This window comes from Candidatus Protochlamydia amoebophila UWE25, from assembly GCF_000011565.2.
Classification (GTDB): domain Bacteria; phylum Chlamydiota; class Chlamydiia; order Chlamydiales; family Parachlamydiaceae; genus Protochlamydia; species Protochlamydia amoebophila.
In genome coordinates, this window is record NC_005861.2 from 508628 (window position 1) to 529518 (window position 20891).

13 protein-coding genes are annotated in these 20891 nt (G+C 33.9%); 7 read left to right on the plus strand and 6 right to left on the minus strand.

Translation table 11 applies throughout. From position 1 onward, the window contains the following. Positions 1–13 precede the first annotated feature (13 nt). The 4 genes from PC_RS01875 to PC_RS01890 all read right to left on the minus strand — a co-directional run bounded on the left by PC_RS01875 (position 14) and on the right by PC_RS01890 (position 6903). Positions 14–886: an FKBP-type peptidyl-prolyl cis-trans isomerase gene (locus PC_RS01875; protein WP_011174933.1), complete on the minus strand. Its 873-nt coding sequence runs from the start codon at positions 884–886 to the stop codon at positions 14–16. A gap of 47 nt (positions 887–933) precedes the next feature. Next, positions 934–2733, minus strand: a complete 1800-nt coding sequence (gene aspS / locus PC_RS01880) for an aspartate--tRNA ligase (RefSeq protein ID WP_011174934.1) — start codon at positions 2731–2733, stop codon at positions 934–936. Positions 2734–2898: 165 nt separating this feature from the next. Then, on the minus strand, positions 2899–4173 hold the full coding sequence (gene hisS / locus PC_RS01885) for a histidine--tRNA ligase (protein WP_011174935.1): 1275 nt from the start codon (positions 4171–4173) through the stop codon (positions 2899–2901). A gap of 258 nt (positions 4174–4431) precedes the next feature. After that, a complete protein-coding gene (locus tag PC_RS01890; protein WP_011174936.1) occupies positions 4432–6903 on the minus strand; it encodes an FHA domain-containing protein in 2472 nt (823 codons plus the stop codon). An 855-nt stretch (positions 6904–7758) separates the two neighbouring features. Between PC_RS01890 and pgtP the strand changes: the two genes are divergently transcribed. The 6 genes from pgtP to PC_RS01920 all read left to right on the plus strand — a co-directional run bounded on the left by pgtP (position 7759) and on the right by PC_RS01920 (position 17441). Further along, entirely contained in the window at positions 7759–9141 is a 1383-nt protein-coding gene (pgtP, locus tag PC_RS01895) for an MFS transporter (RefSeq protein ID WP_011174937.1), read from the plus strand. 1219 nt (positions 9142–10360) lie between these two features. Continuing rightward, positions 10361–10843 (plus strand): hypothetical protein, encoded by a 483-nt coding sequence (locus PC_RS01900; RefSeq protein WP_011174938.1) that lies wholly within the window; start codon positions 10361–10363, stop codon positions 10841–10843. Positions 10844–11176: 333 nt separating this feature from the next. After that, positions 11177–14935, plus strand: coding sequence for a DNA polymerase III subunit alpha (dnaE, locus tag PC_RS01905; protein ID WP_011174939.1), 3759 nt, complete (start codon positions 11177–11179; stop codon positions 14933–14935). Between the two features lie 98 nt (positions 14936–15033). Continuing rightward, complete coding sequence (locus PC_RS01910) at positions 15034–16440, plus strand: tetratricopeptide repeat protein (RefSeq protein ID WP_011174940.1); 1407 nt, start codon at positions 15034–15036, stop codon at positions 16438–16440. A 5-nt stretch (positions 16441–16445) separates the two neighbouring features. Beyond that, positions 16446–17003 (plus strand): LPS assembly lipoprotein LptE, encoded by a 558-nt coding sequence (locus PC_RS01915; protein WP_011174941.1) that lies wholly within the window; start codon positions 16446–16448, stop codon positions 17001–17003. Positions 17004–17018: 15 nt separating this feature from the next. Then, a complete protein-coding gene (locus PC_RS01920; protein ID WP_011174942.1) occupies positions 17019–17441 on the plus strand; it encodes an ATP-binding protein in 423 nt (140 codons plus the stop codon). Positions 17442–17468: 27 nt separating this feature from the next. Here the strand turns inward: PC_RS01920 and PC_RS01925 are convergent, their stop codons facing one another. Beyond that, positions 17469–17909, minus strand: coding sequence for a hypothetical protein (locus PC_RS01925; RefSeq protein ID WP_039356727.1), 441 nt, complete (start codon positions 17907–17909; stop codon positions 17469–17471). A gap of 224 nt (positions 17910–18133) precedes the next feature. On the opposite strand from PC_RS01925, the gene PC_RS01930 reads away from it, so the two are divergent. Further along, positions 18134–19408, plus strand: a complete 1275-nt coding sequence (locus PC_RS01930; RefSeq protein WP_044044745.1) for a D-alanyl-D-alanine carboxypeptidase family protein — start codon at positions 18134–18136, stop codon at positions 19406–19408. A gap of 622 nt (positions 19409–20030) precedes the next feature. Here the strand turns inward: PC_RS01930 and rsmA are convergent. Then, complete coding sequence (gene rsmA / locus PC_RS01935; protein WP_011174945.1) at positions 20031–20885, minus strand: 16S rRNA (adenine(1518)-N(6)/adenine(1519)-N(6))-dimethyltransferase RsmA; 855 nt, start codon at positions 20883–20885, stop codon at positions 20031–20033. Positions 20886–20891: the final 6 nt, after the last annotated feature.

Here is a 20891-nt window from a genome sequence, read left to right on the forward strand (position 1 = left end):
TTAATGCAATTTATTAATTTTTAGCAGAAGTATTTGAAGCTTCTGGTGTTTTTGCATTTTTTTGAGCGGGCTCAAGTTCATATTCTTCTTCATCGATAAAAAGATCTTCTTCATCCGCATCATCAGCAGATTTACCTGTTTTAGTTTTCGCATCGTCTGAGTTGGCTTTTATCACTTCAATGTCAAAAATTAAAAGTTCGTTTGGAGGAAGTTGTCCGGTCGTTCCGTATCCGAGATCAGGATGAACGTAAAGACGTCTTTTTTCTCCTTCTTTCATTCCTACAATTCCTTTGCTAAAGCCAGGGATTGTTTGATCAAGAGGAATGGTAATAGGACCGTCCATTTCTTCAGAAGTTCCAAACACAGTTCCATCTTGGTATTTTCCTGTATAATGAATTTTTGGAGAAGAGTGAGGTTCAACGACTGGCCCTGTTCCTTCTTTTTCTACTGAATACTGCAGTTTGCCCGGAACGATCTCAGTGACATCTGTACTTTGGCTATTTTTTATCATAAAATCATTGGCATTTTTTAAGTTCTTTGTTGACATTTCTTTAAATGCTCTTTCTTGAACTGCTGCCATCATTTCTTCATATTCTTTTTCTGAAAGAGGGGCAGGTTTTCCAGCTGCACCTTCACGAATCCCTTTGATAATAGCTTCTAAGTCAAATTGCAAGCCAGGGGCTTGTAAATTTCGGCCGATAAAATGGCCGAAAGCTTCAGAAAGTTTTTGCATGTCAATTTGATCAGATTTTGGTGTTTCAGTCGAAGCTTGAACACTTTTATTAGTCTGATTTGTTGCTATATTGGCATCATTAGCATGCAAGACACCACATCCGATAAACATTCCAAAGCTAGCTAGAGCTAATAATTTTGTCTGTTTGAACATAAATAGACCTCCATTTGAAAGAATATTACTGTAGGCAATCTCACGAATTAAGTCCAAGAAAATTGAGAGTCAGGTACACGTATTTCTAATTCTTTAAGTTGTTCATTAGCTACCGGGGAAGGGCATTCTATCATTAGATCACTTGCTTTCTGGGTTTTAGGAAATGCAATAACATCACGAATATTTTCTGTTTGGGTTAAAATCATGATAATACGATCCAATCCTAAAGCAATTCCCAAATGAGGGGGGGTACCATAATTAAGGGCTTCTAAGAAAAATCCAAATTTTGTTTCGAGTTCTTCTGGAGAAAATTTTAACCGTTCAAAAATCTTTTGTTGGAGATCACTATTGTGAATACGTTGCGAACCTCCCCCAATTTCATAACCATTGAGAACAATGTCATAACCTGAGGAACGCATTTTCAAGGGGTTAGTTTCCATTAAATGAAGGTCTTCTAAATGTGGAGAAGTGAATGGATGATGTTCGCTCTGAAGTCTTTTTTCTTCTTCATTCCAGCTAAATAGAGGGAAATCGGTTACCCATAAAAATTCATAATGATGCGGATCGACAAGATTGCGATCTCTTGCGATTTTACGCCTTAAATGATCAAGTGCTTGATTTGTTTTAGAAGGAGTATTAGCAATCATAAAGATGATATCTCCTACTTCCATTTCCATTTCTTCAATTAACTGTTGATGAATAGACTCAGGAAAGAATTTGACAATACTTGAATTAAGACCATTTTCTTGTCTTTTAATCCAAGCCAATCCTTTTACCCCTAGGCGTCCTACAAACTCAGTATATTCATCGATTGTTTTTCGTGAAAAATCGGCCCCACCTTTGATACAAAATCCTTTCACAAGACCATTTTCTCTGATTTGATCTAAAAAGACCGAAAATGTTGTTTGGGCAGCAAGATGATTTAAATTGTGCAGTTTCATACCAAAGCGAAGATCGGGACGATCACATCCATATTCTTCCATACAAATTGCATGTGACAAGCGTTTAAATGGTGTTGGTACATCGATGTTAGAACAGGTTTTAAAAACTGTTTTTATCAAATCTTCTACAATATTCATTAGATCTTCAGGCGTACCAAAACTCATTTCCATATCGATTTGCGTGAATTCTGGTTGTCTATCAGCTCGCAAATCTTCATCTCTAAAACATTGCGCTATTTGGAAATAACGATCCATTCCAGAAATCATCAACAATTGTTTAAAAATCTGTGGAGATTGCGGTAGTGCGTAAAAATTTCCTGGATAGACACGGGAAGGAACAAGATAATCGCGTGCTCCTTCAGGTGTAGATTTACCTAAAATTGGAGTAGAAATTTCTAAGAATCCTTGGTTATTTAAATAATTTCTAACTGCAAGCATAGCTTGATGGCGAGTGATTAATTTCTTTGCTACATCTCCTCGCCGAATATCTAGATAACGATATTTTAATCTTAGCTCTTCGTTAACCTCAATAAGGTCATCAGAAACCGAAAATGGGGGTGTTTTCGATTTTGAGAGAATGTCCATTTCATGGACCATAATCTCGATTTCTCCAGTGGGAAGCTTCGGATTTGTCATTCCTTCTTGTCTAGGAATCACTGTTCCTTTAACGGAAATAACCCATTCAGAGCGTAATTTCTCAGCCGCTAAATGGGCAGTTGGACTTTTAATTGGATCGAAAACAAGCTGGGTTAAGCCAAAACGATCCCTTAAATCAATAAAAATAAGACCTCCGTGATCTCGTCGGCGATTAACCCATCCAGATAAGGTCACTTGAGAATTCACTTTTTCTTTACGTAATTGTCCACACGTATGGGATCTACGGTAATCAAACATCATAAGATTCATCCACTAGGTTTTTCATTTTTTCGGCATTATTCATGGCTCGTTTTTTAAATTTTGTGCTTCGTAGAGAGACTTATGTAGCTTTTCAACGAAAAATTGCGTTTATTTTTCCGTTTAAAAGGAATAGATAATTCTTTCCACAACTTCAAATAAAATTGTCCATGAAGATCAATTTTTTAATGTAGGAGCTAATTCATCAATGGTTAATTTGTATTTTTTTCCACTTGCCAATTCTTTAAGTTCAATCTCTTGGGTTTGGAGTTCATTTTCTCCAATCACAACGACATAGGTAGATTCAATTTGATCAGCATATTGTAGAACTTTTCCTAACTTTTTTCCGCTGAAATCCATTTGAGTCGGGATACCTTGTTGTCTAAGTTCATGTGTTAGAGTAAAGCAAAGTTGTTTAGCTTCATCACCCATTGGAATTAAAAATAAACTGGGGTGACAAGGAGAAGGGAGGGGAATGCCTTGATTAATCATCGTTTGAATGATACGTTCAATCCCGGTTCCAAAGCCAATGGACGGAAGGTCAGGACCACCTAATTCTCGAAGAAGACCATCATATCTTCCACCTCCACCAATACTATTTTGAGCTCCCAGTTCCCCCACAACTACTTCAAAAACAGTTTTATTATAGTAATCTAATCCTCGGACGAGAAGGGGATTAACTTGATAAGGAATTTTTAATTGTTTAAGAAGTTTTTTAAGCTGTTCGAAATGAATTTGAGAATCTTCGTCGAGAAAATCTAGAATTGAGGGAGCGTCAGCAACAATTTGTTTGTCTTGAGCATTTTTTGAATCTAAAATTCTCAAGGGATTAGTTTCAAAGCGATTTTGACTATCAGAGGAAAGATTATTTAAATGAGGCTTTAAATAATCTTTTAAAGCTTGTCTAAATGTATGTCTGCAAGAAATAGTTCCAATAGAGTTAATATTCAAACTCAAGTTTTGAAGTCCTAGGCGTTTATAAAGCGTATAAAGTAAATCAATCAATTCAGCATCTTGTTCGGGCGAACTATTACCAATAGCCTCGGCTCCAAATTGATGATGTTGTCGATATCGTCCGGCTTGAGCTCTTTCGTAGCGAAACATAGGAGCAATATAAAAAAGTTTTTGTAACGGAGCGATTGTATGCAATTGATTTTCAATGAAAGAACGCATGACAGGCGCTGTTCCTTCTGGGCGAAGCGACATAGAACGCCCACCTTTATCTTCAAACGTATACATTTCTTTAGAAATAATATCAGATGTTTCTCCCACACTTCTTTGAAAAAGCTCTGTTCGTTCAAATAAAGGAGTTCGAATTTCTTGATAACCATAATCTCGTACTGTTTTTCTAATGGTTCGTTCAACAAAATCCCATAAATAAGAACTCTTCCAAATTTCTTGGGTATTTGTTGGAATGATATCAAAAACTCCTGGGGGAATTGAAAATTTCATGAATGCCCTTTTAGTCAAACGTAAAATAAGAAAAAAATAGGATACTTGGAAAAATATAAAAAGTGCAATGGTGAAAAATAACTAACGTAACGCTAGGATTAACAAGAGCTCGCGTTTGAAACTAGCTTGTATAACGACGGTATTAAAATTTAAATGAGATAAAATAATAGACAAGTTAACTTTACAGCAATGTCCAAACTTTGGATTTTTATTGATCAATTTTGCATGTTGTCATAAACTTTGGCATTTAATTAAAAATTAAAGTTCGATATTGCCAGAAACAGTTCGGTCTGGCTGTATTTCTATTTTTTCTTCTGTAGAAGTAGAAACTGAAGCCTCCGCATTTTCTTCTTGAAAAGTAGATTTATTTGTTAACAATGCTTCAAATTCTTCTAAAAAAAAGTCTTTTTCTTCTGATTTAATCAGACGCTTGTGACTTAAAATCTTTTTTAAAATTTCTTTATCTTGCTCTTTAACACTAACATGTTTTGTTTGAGATAAAAGATGTTTCTCTAATTGACTTAACACGCTATTTCTGACCAGGTTTTGATATTTGATCAATTCTTCAGAATCTTTGATGTAATCAAAATTTAACCATGAATTGCAAATATGAATTAGATTATCCAATTCTATTAATGATTTAGCTTTTTCTATTTGCGTTAACATTGTTTCTAAATTTTGAATACAATTTTCATCAACAAAGCCGATGGATTTATCATTTTGTATAATTAAATGCTCTAAATGAAGCTGTTTAACAAAAACAATAAATTGATTAATCGGCATATCTTCATATTGCTGATAAAGCATTTCAATTGCTTCTTTAAGTAATTGTCGATGCTTGGCGTCAGTCATCAAATAAGAGTGAGAAAGGGTTTGAAAATCGGTTTGAAAATGTCCACTAGGATGGTGTAATTCTCGATTGATTAAATGGTTTAAAGCGGTAGAAAGAGGAGTAAGTTCATTTTCTCTCGCCAGCGTTAAAGCTTGTAGTTGGATATAGATAGGATGGTTAAAATCGACGTGGGTGGTATGGTCCATATGAAGTGGTTCGTTTTCTTCTTTAATATTTTTCTCATTTATTTCTGATCCAATCAATGCAATCTGTTCTTTTTCTTTCAAAAAAATATGATCTTTGATCTCTTCTTCATCTTTAAGTAAATGAGCTTGTTGAATTTTTCCCTGTTTATTAAATAAAAGATATCCCAAAAGAATTTTATTGGATGGAGCGAAGGTGGCAATTCCTTGTTTTGTTTGTAAAGCTGTTTTTTTTCCTTGCTCTGAGTAAAGCACTGCATGAGGAAGTTTAGAAAAATTTTCCACATCTTGTTTTAATGCAGAAACTTCTTGGCTAGTTCCTTTTGCGGTTGCAAGATTGATTGCTTTTTGTATTAAAGGATGGCCTAAACGAAAATACCGGGGGGAATTATAGATAAAATTTTCTGCTCCAGGTTTGATCCATCCTAAATTTTTTGGTGGAGAAAAATCTTGTTGATTAGGATCGGTTGAAAGAGTAGCTAGTCGAGTGAGAGTTCCTTGTTTAATCAAAGCGGAAATATCTTTACCATTGGTCCCTTCTAAAGGTTCTGGATTAGCGAGCAGTCGATTTAAAGTGCGTAGGTCTTTTAATGTGCGCAATTCCATTGCATTGGAATCAACAACGATGGTTGATTTTGGAATTAACCAATAATAAATACTTGGTGCAGGCTGAGCAATTAACAGGAAATGAGATAAATCGCTATTTGTATAAATTCTTAATGTGTAAGGACAGCAAATAAACTGACCTTGAGCATCGATCTGATTGCCATATGAGGGCGTATCAGCTAGAATAGCTTGAAAATTGTTTTTTAAGAAATCGAGATCTGCCCAATTTTGATTATGGGGTTTAAGTCTGTATAGTTTCGCGTATGTTAATGCCATTGCCACATCTGCGACTCCTTGAGAAGCAATTGTTTCTTGAATTTCGGCCTTATCGCTGAATCTAAAGTAAATAATGGTTCCTACAAATCCAGTGATAGTCAAAATTAATAAGATGAACAAAATAAGCCATTTCCAAGCTCTTATCAAATGTCCAGATTCAGTAAGTGTGTAATTAAATACGGTATCTTTTTTAGTTTGATTTTCATCATCTAAATCTCGTAGATAATCATCTTTGAGGCTTTGACTCTTCTTTTCACCTGGCTCTTTATTTTTAGAATTGTTCGAAGAAATTGGACTAATTGAATGTGTACTATCATTGGAGAGGTTTAAGTATTGATCTAAATTTGTTTGATTCCATTCATTATCGCTTAACGCTTCGACTTCGTTTTCAAAAGGCAGAGATATGTTTAGTGAGTATGAAGATGCAATTTTGCCTGATTGATTCGGGTCTTCTCCGGACGTTTTTTGATCAAGAGCATGATTAGAAAATAAAGGTGTATCACTCGAGTTTTCAAGGCTTGTATGAGCGAGATTTTCAAATAAGAGTTGATTTTGATGAACAGTAATGACATCTCCCGAATTTAATAATTTTTTTCCAAAAGGATGTCCATTAATAGAAACAAAAGGGTCTTTAGCTTGATTAATCAGAATTAAAAAACCATTTTGATCAATAATTTTTAGGTGAATGGGTTGGATGGAATTTCCTGGCAAAACAAGGTCTGCTTGTTTCGCATCTGCCCCTATCAGAATTGTGGATTGATCAAATAGATGTATTTCTGAATCCGATGAGGCGTTTATTGTAAGCCGAATCATAAGAAGCTAAATACCTTGCTAATTACATTTTTAAAAATTTTTAACATATTTAAAAAGAAGCGTCAATGTAAATTTAGCTGTTAAAAAATAGGTTTTTTATTCTCTATCCTATTTTCAGACGGCGATTAAAGTCGATTATTCTTTTTTTGATATATTCTGGGTAAAGTAAAGTACGTGATAGAGGCAATCATTCTATAGCAATTGTTAATTAGAGTCTATCTTCTAATGATTTGGTCTATCTATTTACATTCTAAACATTTTTTAGCTAAAGAAGTTTTTATTACTAAATTAATTAAAAAAATTGAATGAAATTTTCCTGAGCAAGTCTTAACCTCTTCAGGAATTCTCCTCCTATTTTTAATTTATTTGTTTTAATGAAAAATAAATTCAGAATTAAATTCTTAATTAATTTAAATATTTATTTACTATTTAATAATTTTATGAGCTTTATATAATATGAATTTTTCAATTTATATTCATAAATAGTCTTATTTCTTGACTTTTAGAAAGCTCATGGCAAAAATAGATGGTATTGAAAAATTTAACGTTTTTTAGACACAGATCTATCTTTAAAGTTAAAGTTCTTACTTAATCGATGTTGATTTTTTTAAGAAAAAATTTGTGTAAATTTGGATGCTTGAAGTGATTTTGCAGGGAAAATATTAAAAATAGCCTTGAATGAATAAAAAAAGCTTTCGAATATTGAGTCGGATGTAGTAAAGCAATAATAGATTTATAGATATCAGAATATTGAAAACCAACCTGAACCTAAGCTGAATGCGGCAATTGCAGCCTGTTCAAACGTTAATTAAATTCGGTTTGCTATAGCCTTAGGATGAACTTTAAGGAGACCTTGTGAATAAATTGCTCAATTTGCTGCAACCAGCTCCCCATATTCCTGAATTAAAAGACCAAGAGCTTGTCAAAGATCAATATAAATATTGGCGTATTCGCATTCTTTATTCGATGTTCATAGGATATGCTTTCTATTATTTTACTCGAAAAAGTTTTACTTTTGCGATGCCTGGTCTTATTCAAGATTTGGGCTTTGATAAAAGCCAGTTAGGAATTTTAGGAAGTATTCTTTCAATTACGTATGGAGTGAGTAAATTTGCAAGTGGGATCATTGGAGATCGTACTAACTCTCGTTATATGATGGCCATTGGGTTAATGTTAACGGGCATTTGTAATATTTGTTTTGGGCTTTCTTCTTCTATTTTCTTTTTTGCCCTATTTTGGGGTCTTAATGGATGGTTTCAGGGATTTGGTTGGCCTCCTTGTGCGCGCTTTTTAACTCAATGGTATTCACATTCAGAGAGAGGTTCGTGGTGGTCCACATGGAATGTTTCACATAATGTAGGCGGTTTTTTAATCCCCTGGATAGCAGGAATTACTCTTCAATATTTTGGCTGGCGTTATGCCATGTATATTCCTGGAATTTTATGCATCCTCATCAGTTTTTTCTTAATCAATCGTTTAAGAGATACTCCGCAGTCTCTTGGATTACCTCCTATTGAAAAATACCGTAATGATTATGTGGATAAAGCTGAGGCAGACAAAGAGGCTGAACAATTAACAACAAAACAACTATTAGTCAATTTTGTTCTTAAAAATTCCTATATTTGGATATTAGCGCTCGCCTATTTTTTTGTTTATGCCGTGCGAACAGGAATCAATGATTGGACAGCTTTATTTTTAGTTGAATCCAAAGGATATAGTAGCATTGGAGCAAATGGATGTGTTTCTTTATTTGAAGTTGGCGGATTTTTTGGAAGTCTAGCTGCTGGTTGGTCATCAGATAAACTTTTCGGCGCAAAAAGAGGACCTATTAATGTTCTATTTACACTAGGAATGTTTGCTTTTATTGCCATTTTTTGGATGATACCCTCTGGCTATTTGTTATTTGATTCTGTCCTCATGTTTTGTATAGGTTTTTCTATTTTTGGCCCACAAATGATGATTGGTTTAGCGGCTGCAGAACTGTCTCATAAAAAAGCGGTGGCAACTTCAACTGGATTTGTTGGTTTTTTTGCTTATATCGGAGCTGCTTTTGCAGGCTATCCCTTGGGATATATCACTCAGCAATGGGGATGGCAAGGTTTTTATTGGGCTTTAATGGGATGTTGTATTATTGCACTATTTCTACTTATTCCACTTTGGTCAGTTTCTGCCACCACTTTAAAGCCTAAAAATAAATCGAGTTCTCCTGTTAGTTCGCCTGCGTTAGCTTCTAAATAAGAAGATAAAAAACTACAGTAAAATAAATTTGCAATTTGGAACTTCTTTAATAGTTGATTCCATTTTGCAGTTTATTTTTTTTTGACAATAAAATCTACTTTTTCATTATATGTCATTCTTTCTCTTTAGTTTATAATTCAAATTAAATGTAATAAGTTTAATTTATTTTTGAATTGTAAATGTTTTATTTATATATATAATTTTCTTATCTCATTTTAATCATTGTATTTAAATTAAACGCCTAAAACGACTAATTTTATCCAAAAATTTTAACTTTAGCTATTCAATATGGTAAAGATGGAAATGAGATTGAGAACATTTTTTGTAATTTTGTAAGATATTGCTTATTTGATAATGATTAATTCGAATAGTGGCTGCCAGTCGAATAGAATTGAAAATTAAAAGCTATTTATCAAAACGAAGAAAAATGTAGATACACTATCTTTGGATATATTGTTTTTTGTGACAAGAACGCTTGTTTTGGATTCTCACACATTAAATTAATGAGAATTTTTCGATTTAAGATTCTCTCTTATTAACGAGTTTAAGCATCTTAATTTTAGATCCTCTTACAGAAATTAATAGAAATATTTATTGTATAAAATTTTATGATGTTGATCAGCCAAGTAATGGCGATTACTATGACATCAGCATGTTGTCGAGTTACATAATTCGATAATTGTGATTTGCTTATATCATCAAGCATTTTTAATGTAGCAAATTAAGTTCCAAACTCTTTAAAGTCGTAGTAGCATCAACTAGCATTAGCAACGACTATAGAATAACAGCCAGCCTTTAATTTCAAAAGCGGTTATTCTTTTTGCTTGTGAAGCTCAAACAAGGGGCAAAATAGCAGAAATTACTTATAGAAACATAGGAAGGCTTGGATTTGGTAACTCTTGTACAATAGGCGTTGCCCTTATAATTTTCGCTTTACTTAATTGTGCTCAACAGGATCTAATTCTATATCAAATAATTTGGATTACAATAAGATGAGCTTTATTTAGTATGGATGCAGCCCCGTTGTATGAGTAAATATTCTGACAACTGGTTAGAATTTTAATCAATCATAGGTAAAATTTAATCATAGCGTTCTATTTGTTTCTATTGTATGCTAATTTAAAGAATTAGATTTAAATTAATTCATAAGAAATTGAATTATTTATAACCTTAAATCTATTTGAATAAGAAATAACAAAAAATTAATTAGAGGTTTATAATGTTTATTAATCAAGCAATGGCGACTTTGACGGCAATGGACTGTCGAACAAATGTGAATTCTGATTTGTTGAAAAAAACTCTTCAAGCAGCAAATTTTGCTCTTTTGGCATCACCCATCATTCTGACTGTTACAAAGATAGGCTCTGATCGTTTAGGGCACTTAATATGTGGAATAGTAGCCGTGCCTTTAATAGCAAAAGGATTTGTTCATTTGGCTCGCAAATATGAAGTAGGAACCCAAGCATCAGACAGTATCTATAATAACATCGGAAAATGTTTTGATATAGCAACTATCATAACACAAATTTTTAATGTAGCAATTTTATATCCATTTGCAAGAAAATATCCAGTTCAAGTTGGCTTGTCGATAGCTGCAGTTGGGGTAAATATTTGGCATTTTAGTAATGCTTATTTAGGTACAAACACTAATCAGGGGCAATCTGTTTCTAATCGGCGTCCAGTTGTTGAAGGAAATTGGTAAATAACCCTATTAATAACAAAATGTGATCTATGGCTTAAGAAATGAATTGTATTTTTCTTTTCTTAAGCTGTTTATTTTTAGTAAATCTCAATTGAATAAGCCGATTTCCTATTCTTTACTGAAACAACGTTTCTTTGGATTATTTATTCAATCTGCTATGATTTAGTAGTCGATAATATCTTTATTAATGCCGATAATTTAGCTATCATATCAAATAACCAATCTGCAAATTCGAATAATTTAAATAACTGTTTATAATTTATTGTCGCTTGATTATTTATGATAGTGTTTAGCGAAGTTCATTGTCTTATCCTGGATTAAAGTAGCCTTCTTATGATTAGTAGCCCCTTTGTTCATCTTCGTACTCATTCTCAATATTCAATTTTAGATGCTTCCGCTTCTATATCAGATCTTTCTCAAAGAGCTTTTCAAGAGGGGATGTCCTCAATTGCTTTGACTGACCATGGCAATTTATTTGGTATTGTTGATTTTTATAAAGCCTGTAAAGAAGTTAAAGTAAAATCAATTATAGGGTGTGAGCTTTATGTGGCACCTGGTTCTCGCTTAGAAAAAACAAAGGTTTACGGCCAACGAGCCGCGTATCATTTGACATTGCTAGCCCAGAATAATCGAGGATATCAGAACTTGGCTAAACTTTCCTCCAGTGGGTATATTGAAGGATTTTATTACTATCCAAGAGTCGATCATGATTTGCTTAGAAAGCATAGTGAAGGATTGATCTGTTTGTCAGGTAGCTTAGGAACCCTTTTAGCTCACGAAATTCTGCAAGGAAATGTCAAATCGATTCAAGATCACCTGCTTTGGTACCAAGAGGTTTTTAAAGATAGGTTTTATTTAGACTTACAACGTCACGAGATGGCAGCAGAAGATATCCAACAAGATGGCCTTTATCAAGAGTCGTGGCTTGTTCAGCAGTATCAAGATTATTTTAATCGACAACAAAAAGTGAATGAAGCGCTTATTGCATTGAGTCGAGAACATCATATTCCTCTTGTTGCGACAAATGATGTACATTACATTGATCGTGAAGATTGGCGTGCACATGAAATTTTACTCAATATTCAGTCGGGAGAACCTTGTGAAATATGGGAGAAAGATGCATATGGTACACCGAAATTTCGAATTCCAAATCCTAAAAGGCAAACTTATCCTTCTCACGAATATTACTTTAAATCCTCTCAGCAAATGGAACAACTTTTTAAAGACGTTCCAGAAGCCATCATAAATACTCAAAAAATTGCTGAGCAATGCTTGGTTGAGATTGATTTTAAAACAAAACATTATCCTGTCTATCTACCACCTTCTTTAGAAAACCGACCTTTTGAAAAAGATGAGCAAAAAAAAGAAGTTGAAAATTATCTTTGGAAGCTTTGTGAAGAAGGAATTTCGAATCGTTATACAATTGAGAGACTTGCTAAAGTTCAAGAAATTTATCCTGATCGCAATCCGTTGGATGTTGTTCGAGAACGGTTAAATTATGAAATGAGTATTATCGTTCCTAAGGGAATGAGTGATTATTTGTTAATTGTTTGGGATTTCATTAATTGGGCAAAAAGAAACGGAATTCCCATGGGGCCTGGGCGTGGATCAGGAGCTGGTTCGATTGTATTGTATTTAATTGGGATAACCGATATCGAACCTTTACGTTTTCATTTGTTTTTTGAGCGTTTTATTAATCCTGAACGTATTTCCTATCCTGATATTGACGTTGATATTTGCATGGATAGACGAGGGGAAGTCATTGCCTATACGTTACAGAAATATGGAAAAGATAACGTTGCACAGATTATCACTTTCGGCACGATGAAAGCCAAAATGGCTTTAAAAGATGTGGGACGAGTTTTGAGTGTTCCCTTGTCAAAAGTAAATGAAATTGCCAAATTGGTCCCGGAAGATTTAAATATCACTTTAGATAAAGCTTTAGAAAAAGATCAAGATTTGCGCCAACTCTATGAAAATGATGAAGAAGTAGGACGTTTAATTGATCTTGCTAAAAAGCTTGAGGGATCAATACGGAATACGGGAATTCATGCAGCGGGAATTATCATTAGCGGAGTCCCTCTGACAAATTTAATTCCTATCTGTAATTCTAAAGATTCCGATATTCCTGTCACCCAATTTTCTATGAAGCCTGTTGAGGCTGTGGGAATGTTGAAAGTAGATTTTTTAGGCTTGAAGACACTGACTGCTATCCAGATTTGTGTAAATGCTGTGAAAGCGAGCACTGGAAAAGAAATCGACTGGATTAACCTCCCTTTAGACGATAAACCTACATTTGACTTATTAAATCAAGGTAAAACGTTAGGGATCTTTCAGTTAGAGTCGGGAGGCATGCAAGACCTTGCAAGGCAACTTCATTTAGATCGGTTTGAAGAAATTATTGCGGTAGGGGCACTTTATCGTCCGGGGCCGATGGATATGATCCCATCTTTTATCAATCGTAAGCATGGACGAGAAGCTATTGAGAATGACCATCCATGGATGAAAGATATCTTAGCAGAAACTTATGGTATCATGGTTTATCAAGAGCAGGTGATGCAAATTGCGAGTAAGCTGGCTAATTTTTCTCTTGGAGAAGGGGATGTATTGCGAAGAGCCATGGGTAAAAAAGATATGGATCAAATGGCTAAGCAAAGAGAGAAATTTCGCTTAGGAGCATTGGAAAATCAAATCGATAACCAAACGTCTATGTTGATTTTTGATAAGATGGAAAAATTTGCTGCTTATGGTTTCAACAAATCTCATGCTGCTGCTTATGGCTATCTTTCGTATGTAACGGCTTATTTAAAAGCCAATTACCCTGGCGAATGGATGGCTTCTCTGATGACCTGTGATCGAGATGATTTATCAAAAGTTGCTAAGTTTATTCGTGAATGTCAAAGCATGAATATTCCCATGCTTCCTCCTGATATTAACGAAGCAGGAGAAATTTTTCAGGCCACTAAGCAAGGAATTCGATTTGCTATGACTGGAATTAAAGGAGTGGGGGCTGGAGTTGTTGAAGCAATTGTACAAGAAAGGCAAAAAAGAGGGCCTTTTAAAAATTTTTATGAATTTTTTAAAAGAATTGATACCAAGAAAGTAGGTAAAAAAGTTGTAGAAAGTTTAGTTGAAGCAGGGAGTTTTGATTTTACAGGCTGGGCTAGAGATGCTTTAGTGATGAGCATTGATCCGATGTATGAATCATCATCTAAAGAACAAAAAGAGCAAGCAATGGGTTTTATGTCTTTGTTTGCAAAGATGGATGATGAAATGACTAATCAATTCAGAAAACCTCCCGAAGTCAAAAATAAAACTTCTCGTCAAGATCTCTTGCGTAAGGAAAAAGCATTATTAGGGTTTTTTTTGACAGGCCATCCCATGGATGAATATAAAGACATTCTCCAGCGCCTTTCTTGTGTACCTTTGAGGCGTTTAGATCAATTAAACCATGATGCAGTTTTTCGCTCAGCTTTTATTGTAGAATCACTTCAAATTAGGATTGCATCAAAATCGCAAAAGAAATTTGCCATTTTGACAATTAGTGATGGGATGGAAAGACAAGAGCTTCCTATTTGGCCCGATCTTTTTGAAGAAAAAAGCCATCTACTTCAGGAAAATCAATTACTTTATGCTGTTTTACAAATTGAAAAAAAAGATGGGGAAGTTAAGCTTTCTTGTCGCTGGTTGGATGATCTAACCAAAGCGAATGAAGAAATGATTGAAACGTGTGATCGAGCTTATGATAAGGCTAAACATCAAGCAGTTCGGTTTGCTCAAAATAAAAATATTGCAACGAAACAATCAGAAAAGCCCAAGGCAGAAAAAAATATCGTAAAACAGAATCAAGAGGCCTCTTCGATGAAAACAGTGTGTATTAAACTCAATGCTGATCAAGCACGATTAAGTCATATTTTAAAAATTAAAAAATTAATACAAGACCATCATGGAACAACGTCTGTTTTAATTGATTTTCATAATTCTACTAAATCTCTTGCCACCTTGCATATCGATGCTAAATGGGGAATTACATTAAGTGAACAATTCAAACAAAAAATTTGTGAACTTCCTTGCGTTTTTGAAATCGAATAAGTGGGTATTAGATTGACAGTAAGGAAGTATCCTCATAAACTAAATCCCTTAATAGCAAATCGATTTTTTTGAAAAGTTAATTCATTTAGCGAGAGTTTATGAAACAACGATCTTTTTTACTCCTCCTCATATTAACTATCTGTTTAGGGTTTCATTCTTCTGTAGAAGCTTCGAAATCCAGGCCTTTTTCAAGTCAACAAGAGGCTCAAAGATACCTAAATCAACATTACAATAAAGGGTGTCATTATTATAATAAGCAGAATTGGCGTTTTGCGATGGATGAATTTGAAAAAGTAGTTTATTTTTTTCCAAATTCTACAGAAGCAGCTGAAGCCTATTATTATTTAGGAGTCTGTTATTTTGAAAGAAAAGAGTATGACTTCGCAAATAATGCATTTTCAAAATATTTGACTTCTGTTGAACAACCGGCTTTTTTTGAAGATGCTGTGCATTATAAATTCTGCATTGCAGAGCATTTTCGCTGCGGAAAAAGAAGAAGGCCTTTAACATTTCGTTATTTTCCTAAATGGATGTCTGGGCAAACAATAGCTTTAACAATTTACGATGAAATCATTGTCGCAATGCCGAACAGTGATATGACGGTTAATGCTTTATATTCTAAGGCTCAATTACTGCAAAAAATGGAAAGTTTTAGAGAAGCTATTGAAACATATCAAATTTTAATTCGCCGATTTCCTAAACATGAAATGACTCCGCTGTGTTATCTTAAAATTGCTGAATCTTACTCCCAACAAAGTGTTTATGAATTTCAAAATCCCGATATTTTGGCATTAGCAGAACTCAATTCACGGAAATTTAAAGAAGAATTTCCTCGGGAAGAAAAAACTGAACTTGCAGAAAGGTATGTTCAAAGAATTAAGGATATGTATGCCAAAGGTTTGTGCGACATGGGGTTATTTTACGAGAGAATGGGCCACCCTGATGCAGCTGCTATCTATTTTCGTAGCTCGATTGAAGAATTTCCTGATACATATGTAGCAGGTTATTGTCGCTCACGTTTGAAATCATTTGGGTGTGAATATGAGGAAGAGCAACCAATTTTGATAGAATCAGGCGAAATAGAAAATTCTTGCCAAGAGAAAGAGACTTGTGAAAATGAAAGCCTGCCTATGCAAAAAGAAAATCCTGAAGCTCAATCGCAAATTTTAAGTCTACAGCTATCTTCAGATAAAGTTAGCCAAGAGCATCTTGTTGAAGAAGTTCTTATTAATCACTCCTCTGTAGACTCTGCAGAAGTCCTCCCAAAAGACTGTTATCAAGAAGAGATAGTTAATGCTCGTCCATATGAATCCCAATTTAACGATTTTATTTTTTATGATTTGCAATCCGATGCTGTTCTTCCCGATCATGAATCAGTCAATGGAAAAACAAATGAGCAAATGGATTCTCAATTAGATGTCCAGGAAGAGATTGGGACGACTCCTTATATTCTTCATTATAGCTTGACAAAGAAAACCCCTCAACAGCGCATGCAAAGACCTTAGCTGCGATGATTAAATTCATTCTGACTTGTTTTTTTTTATTGGGTTTTTTTTCAAGCTGTCAATACCAATTTGGAAAAGGAGAATTGGCTGATCAATATCAAACGATAGCCATTCCTTATGTAGAGGGTGATCAGGAAGGGGGGGTGACAGCTGAAGTCATTAAAAGAATGAGTGAAACTGGTGCCCTTCGTTATGTCTCATCTCATGGAGAGTTGATTTTGAAGATAAAACTCATTGAATTTCGTGATGAAAATATTGGCTTCCGCTATGACCGAAAAAAGCAAGGAGAGTTAAAAAAAACTGTTATTCCTACTGAAACTCGCTTAAATGCTGTTGCAGAAGTGATTATTACGGAAGCTTCTTCAGGAAAAATCATCAGAGGGCCAACACGAATTAAAACGAGTATAGATTTTGATCATGATTTCTATTCTAGTTATCATGAGATAAATGTATTTTCTTTAGGACAACTTAACGATTATGATGCTGCACATGACGCTGTCATGTATCCATTAAATCGACAATTAGCCGAAAAAATTGTAGATTATGTGACCCAAAGTTGGTAAATATGCAGTAAATCTATGCATCAAAAAACATTTTTAGCTAATCTTAGCCAACTTCATGAAATGCTTAGTTTTATTCAATCTTATGGGCAATCTCATCATATAAATTCTTACACACTCAATAAAATTGTTGTTGCAGCTGAAGAAGCTCTTGTAAATATTATTCACTATGGATATCCCGACCAAATTGGAAAAATAGAAATTATTTGTGACAAAACTTCATTAAAACCCGGGATTCACATTTTAATCAAAGATCAAGGAATCCCTTTCAATCCTGTAAAAAAAGGCTTTTCTAATAAGAAAAACAACTCAACGAATTTGAAGATTGGAGGATATGGAATTTATCTTTATGTCGAAATTATGGATAAAGTAGAATATCAAAGAGGTAAGGAGGGCAATATCCTTTCTTTGATTAAATACATTATGGATCCTGAACAATAATTTAAAACTTAGAAAATGCATTTAAAATCATAGATTGTAAGAGTCTTTTAGTTGAGATAGTTGCTGTTCATTGTCTTGAATTTCTGCCAAAAAACTTTCTAATATTTTTAAAACAATTTTAGAATTGTTATAAATTCCGGACGCTATAAAAGTAGCTTCTAAGTGAACATCTTCTTCAGGCTTATTTAAAGCAATTAATGTATAAGTGACGGGTAAATCATCTAGCTGATCAGGAACAATCCATACGATATAATCATCGTTAACTAAGGTAATTTTATCTGTCGATTCAATGATATGAAAATAACGAGGGATCAATTGAGCTTTCTTTTTTGTCAAGGGCTGAAAATGTAATAAATCAAAATGATGAAGGAGATCAAGGTTAACGTAAAAAATTCCATCAGGAATCCAATAAGAAAGATTCTTACTAAATTTTTTATAATATTCTTCGATCATTGCTAAATTGTGCATATATAGCTCTCTTATCTCTTCCTTTGGAATAAAAACGTATTGGCTAATTTCATTCAATTAGTAAATTCATTCACTTCTAGAGGTCTGAAAATACTAATCTTACATAATAATTTTAATTTATTTTTTAATTGATTTTCAATTTTTTAGTTGTTTTTTTTTATAATTTCTCGGATTTTATTCGTAATATTTTAGTAAGTAAGCGTCAAGTTGAACATGGGTTTAAAATGAGAGTCTGGTACATTTTTTTTGTGACAATAATTTCTTTTTCCTTACGATCAGCCCCCCTTGATTTTAAAATTGCTGGGGAAGCGGCTATTTTACTTAATGCTGAAAGTGGAGCAATTCTATTTGAACAAGAAGCCTACTCTTGCCAATTTCCAGCCAGTACAACAAAAGTAGCCACAGCTTTATATGCGTTAAGTAAAAAGCAAGATCTTAACCAGATGATGGCCGCTGAGCAAGACTCACTGACGACACTTTCGCAAGAAGCTAAGAAGAAAACTAATTATGATCCTCCTTATCGACTAGAACCTGATGGCAGTCACATAGGTCTAAAAAAAGGAGAAATGATGTCATTGCACGATCTTTTAGGAGGGATGTTAATTCCTTCTGGAAATGATGCCGCAAACGTAATTGCTAATGCCCTAGGCCCTACAATTCCAGTTTTTATGGCAGAGTTGAACATTTACTTAAAAAAAATTGGCTGTGAGAAAACAACTTTTTATAATCCTCATGGTCTGCATCATCCTCAACATCAAACAACGGCTTACGATTTAGCTCTAATAACCAAAGAAGCTTTGAAACAACCTGTTTTTTGCGAATTGATTGGACAAAAAAAATATTTAAGGCCAAAAACGAATAAACAAGCGGCAACGACTTTATTACAGACAAATCGGTTAATTCGCCCCGGAAGCTTTTATTATTCTAAAGCGATTGGAGGAAAAACTGGTTATCATGCAAAAGCTAAAAAAACATATATTGGAGTCGCTCGATCGGAAGAAAGGACCTTGATAGTGGTTTTATTGGGTTATCAAGAGAGAAATACCATTTTTCAAGATGCTATTAAATTGTTTGATGCTGCTTTCAATCAACCTAAAATTCAACGTACATTTTTGAAAGAAGGAAGACAGTCATTTGCTCATAATCTTCCTAAAGCTGCTTGCCCGCTACAAACGCATTTAAAAGAACCATTGAAGTTAGACTATTATCTGGCAGAAGATCCCGAAGCTAAATGTCTTTTATATTGGATGATTCCACCTTTACCTATCCAAAAAGATCAACAAGTGGGAGAGTTACATCTCATTGCTAAGAATGGTAGCTTAATTAAAAAGGCCTCTCTTTTAGCATTAGGAGATGTTTCTTACGCATGGCCCTATAGCTGGATGGCTAATATCGAGGGTTTTTTCGGTCAACTTTCTTGGCTGTGGGTAAGTTTGATTAGCCTATTTATGTTTGGGTTATTGTTTTTCATTTGGAAAACTAGTCCAAAAGAGCTCTAAAATATACTCAACTCTCAACCTTAATTGAAATAAAATTTCTTTTAAAATTGATTGTCATTAAAGCAAGAAAGCATTTGTGAAAATAAATTTCACCATTAAAATTTTTTAATGATAAAAATTTTCTTTATTCTAACTAAATTGACGCAGTTTAATTGATAATACAAAATAGAAAATCTTTGGCCTGACAAATTCATAAATTAAAATAAGCTTGAATAGGTTAATTACTTATTAATTTGAAATTATTGAAATAATAATTTCTTTTAAGCAGTTTAACTTTTAATTTGTTATAAAAAGCGCAGAGTTAAACAAAAAGTAGTCAGTTTGGTTTAGCCTATAAAATTTCTAGAAATAGCCTTAAAAACTTAAAAGTAAATATTGGTTTAAAATATTTTTAGTATGCAATGAGATTAGTGGAAATAAAATTTGAAAAATAATCTAATCATCCTGAAGCATGGCTTAGTTAAATTAAGTCCAAATAGAAGAGCGTCAAAACTAGCATTAGATAAAATCGAAGAAAAAATTCTCTCGTGTTAAAAAATGTCCTTATTTATTTTAAATGCAAAGTATGATGAATGAGATTATTAAAAAAAGAAAATTTTGAGTTTATCGATGCTGAATGGCATTAATGCCTTTCAGAGCTATATAGTTCGTGATATAGTTTAATAAAATCTTCTAAAGATAAAACTTCCGGTCTAGCTTGAGGATTTTGCCCAATTATTTCTAAAGCGTTTGATATTTTAGATGGGTCAAAAAGAGATTTGAGTGAGGCACGAAGCATTTTACGACGCTGTTCAAAGGCTGTACGAGTGATTTTAAAAAAGACTTGTGCATCAATATTAGGAGGAGGCTCTTTTAATTCTAAAACAACGATAGCAGAATCAACTTTTGGGGCAGGGTAAAAGCAATTTCGGCTGACCGTAAAACCATAGCGGGGCTTAGAATAAAAATTCAGAAAGATTGTAAAAGAGCTATAATCAGATTGGCCAGGTAAAGCTGTCATACGCCTAGCGACTTCTTCTTGTACCATGACAGTTAACGAAGAAAAAAGTTTTCGTCGAACAACCATTTCTGCGAGAATTGGAGTTGTCAAATGATAGGGGAGATTAGCAATCACTTTTGCTTTCTGATCATCTCTTAATCGACTTTGAAGTTCTTCTTCAACTGAGAACATTAGAATATCTTCACAAAATATTTCAAGTTGCTTTGATGGCGTTTGAAATCTTTTTAATTCGCGGGCTAGTACAAAGTCCTTTTCAACAGCCACTACATGGGCTTCTACTTCTAGCATAGCTTGTGTTAATGAGCCTGGCCCTGGGCCAATTTCTAAGACAAGATTTCCTGGTTGTACGTCCGAGGCTCTAACGATTTTACGAATGATATTTCCATCAATCAAAAAATTTTGAGAAAGTCCTTTTTTGGGGAAAATTCCAAGTTGATTTAAAAAAAGGCGTAATTCGCTGGGTTTATAAATAGGCATAAATTT

Bases quoted from the DNA above. Each gene is read 5' to 3' on its own strand.
- PC_RS01875 (WP_011174933.1), bottom strand. From the start codon at position 886: ATGTTCAAACAGACAAAATTATTAGCTCTAGCTAGCTTTGGAATGTTT.
- aspS (WP_011174934.1), bottom strand. From the start codon at position 2,733: ATGAATCTTATGATGTTTGATTACCGTAGATCCCATACGTGTGGACAA.
- hisS (WP_011174935.1), bottom strand. From the start codon at position 4,173: ATGAAATTTTCAATTCCCCCAGGAGTTTTTGATATCATTCCAACAAAT.
- PC_RS01890 (WP_011174936.1), bottom strand. From the start codon at position 6,903: ATGATTCGGCTTACAATAAACGCCTCATCGGATTCAGAAATACATCTA.
- PC_RS01900 (WP_011174938.1), top strand. From the start codon at position 10,361: ATGTTTATTAATCAAGCAATGGCGACTTTGACGGCAATGGACTGTCGA.
- dnaE (WP_011174939.1), top strand. From the start codon at position 11,177: ATGATTAGTAGCCCCTTTGTTCATCTTCGTACTCATTCTCAATATTCA.
- PC_RS01910 (WP_011174940.1), top strand. From the start codon at position 15,034: ATGAAACAACGATCTTTTTTACTCCTCCTCATATTAACTATCTGTTTA.
- PC_RS01915 (WP_011174941.1), top strand. From the start codon at position 16,446: ATGATTAAATTCATTCTGACTTGTTTTTTTTTATTGGGTTTTTTTTCA.
- PC_RS01920 (WP_011174942.1), top strand. From the start codon at position 17,019: ATGCATCAAAAAACATTTTTAGCTAATCTTAGCCAACTTCATGAAATG.
- PC_RS01925 (WP_039356727.1), bottom strand. From the start codon at position 17,909: ATGCACAATTTAGCAATGATCGAAGAATATTATAAAAAATTTAGTAAG.
- PC_RS01930 (WP_044044745.1), top strand. From the start codon at position 18,134: ATGAGAGTCTGGTACATTTTTTTTGTGACAATAATTTCTTTTTCCTTA.
- rsmA (WP_011174945.1), bottom strand. From the start codon at position 20,885: ATGCCTATTTATAAACCCAGCGAATTACGCCTTTTTTTAAATCAACTT.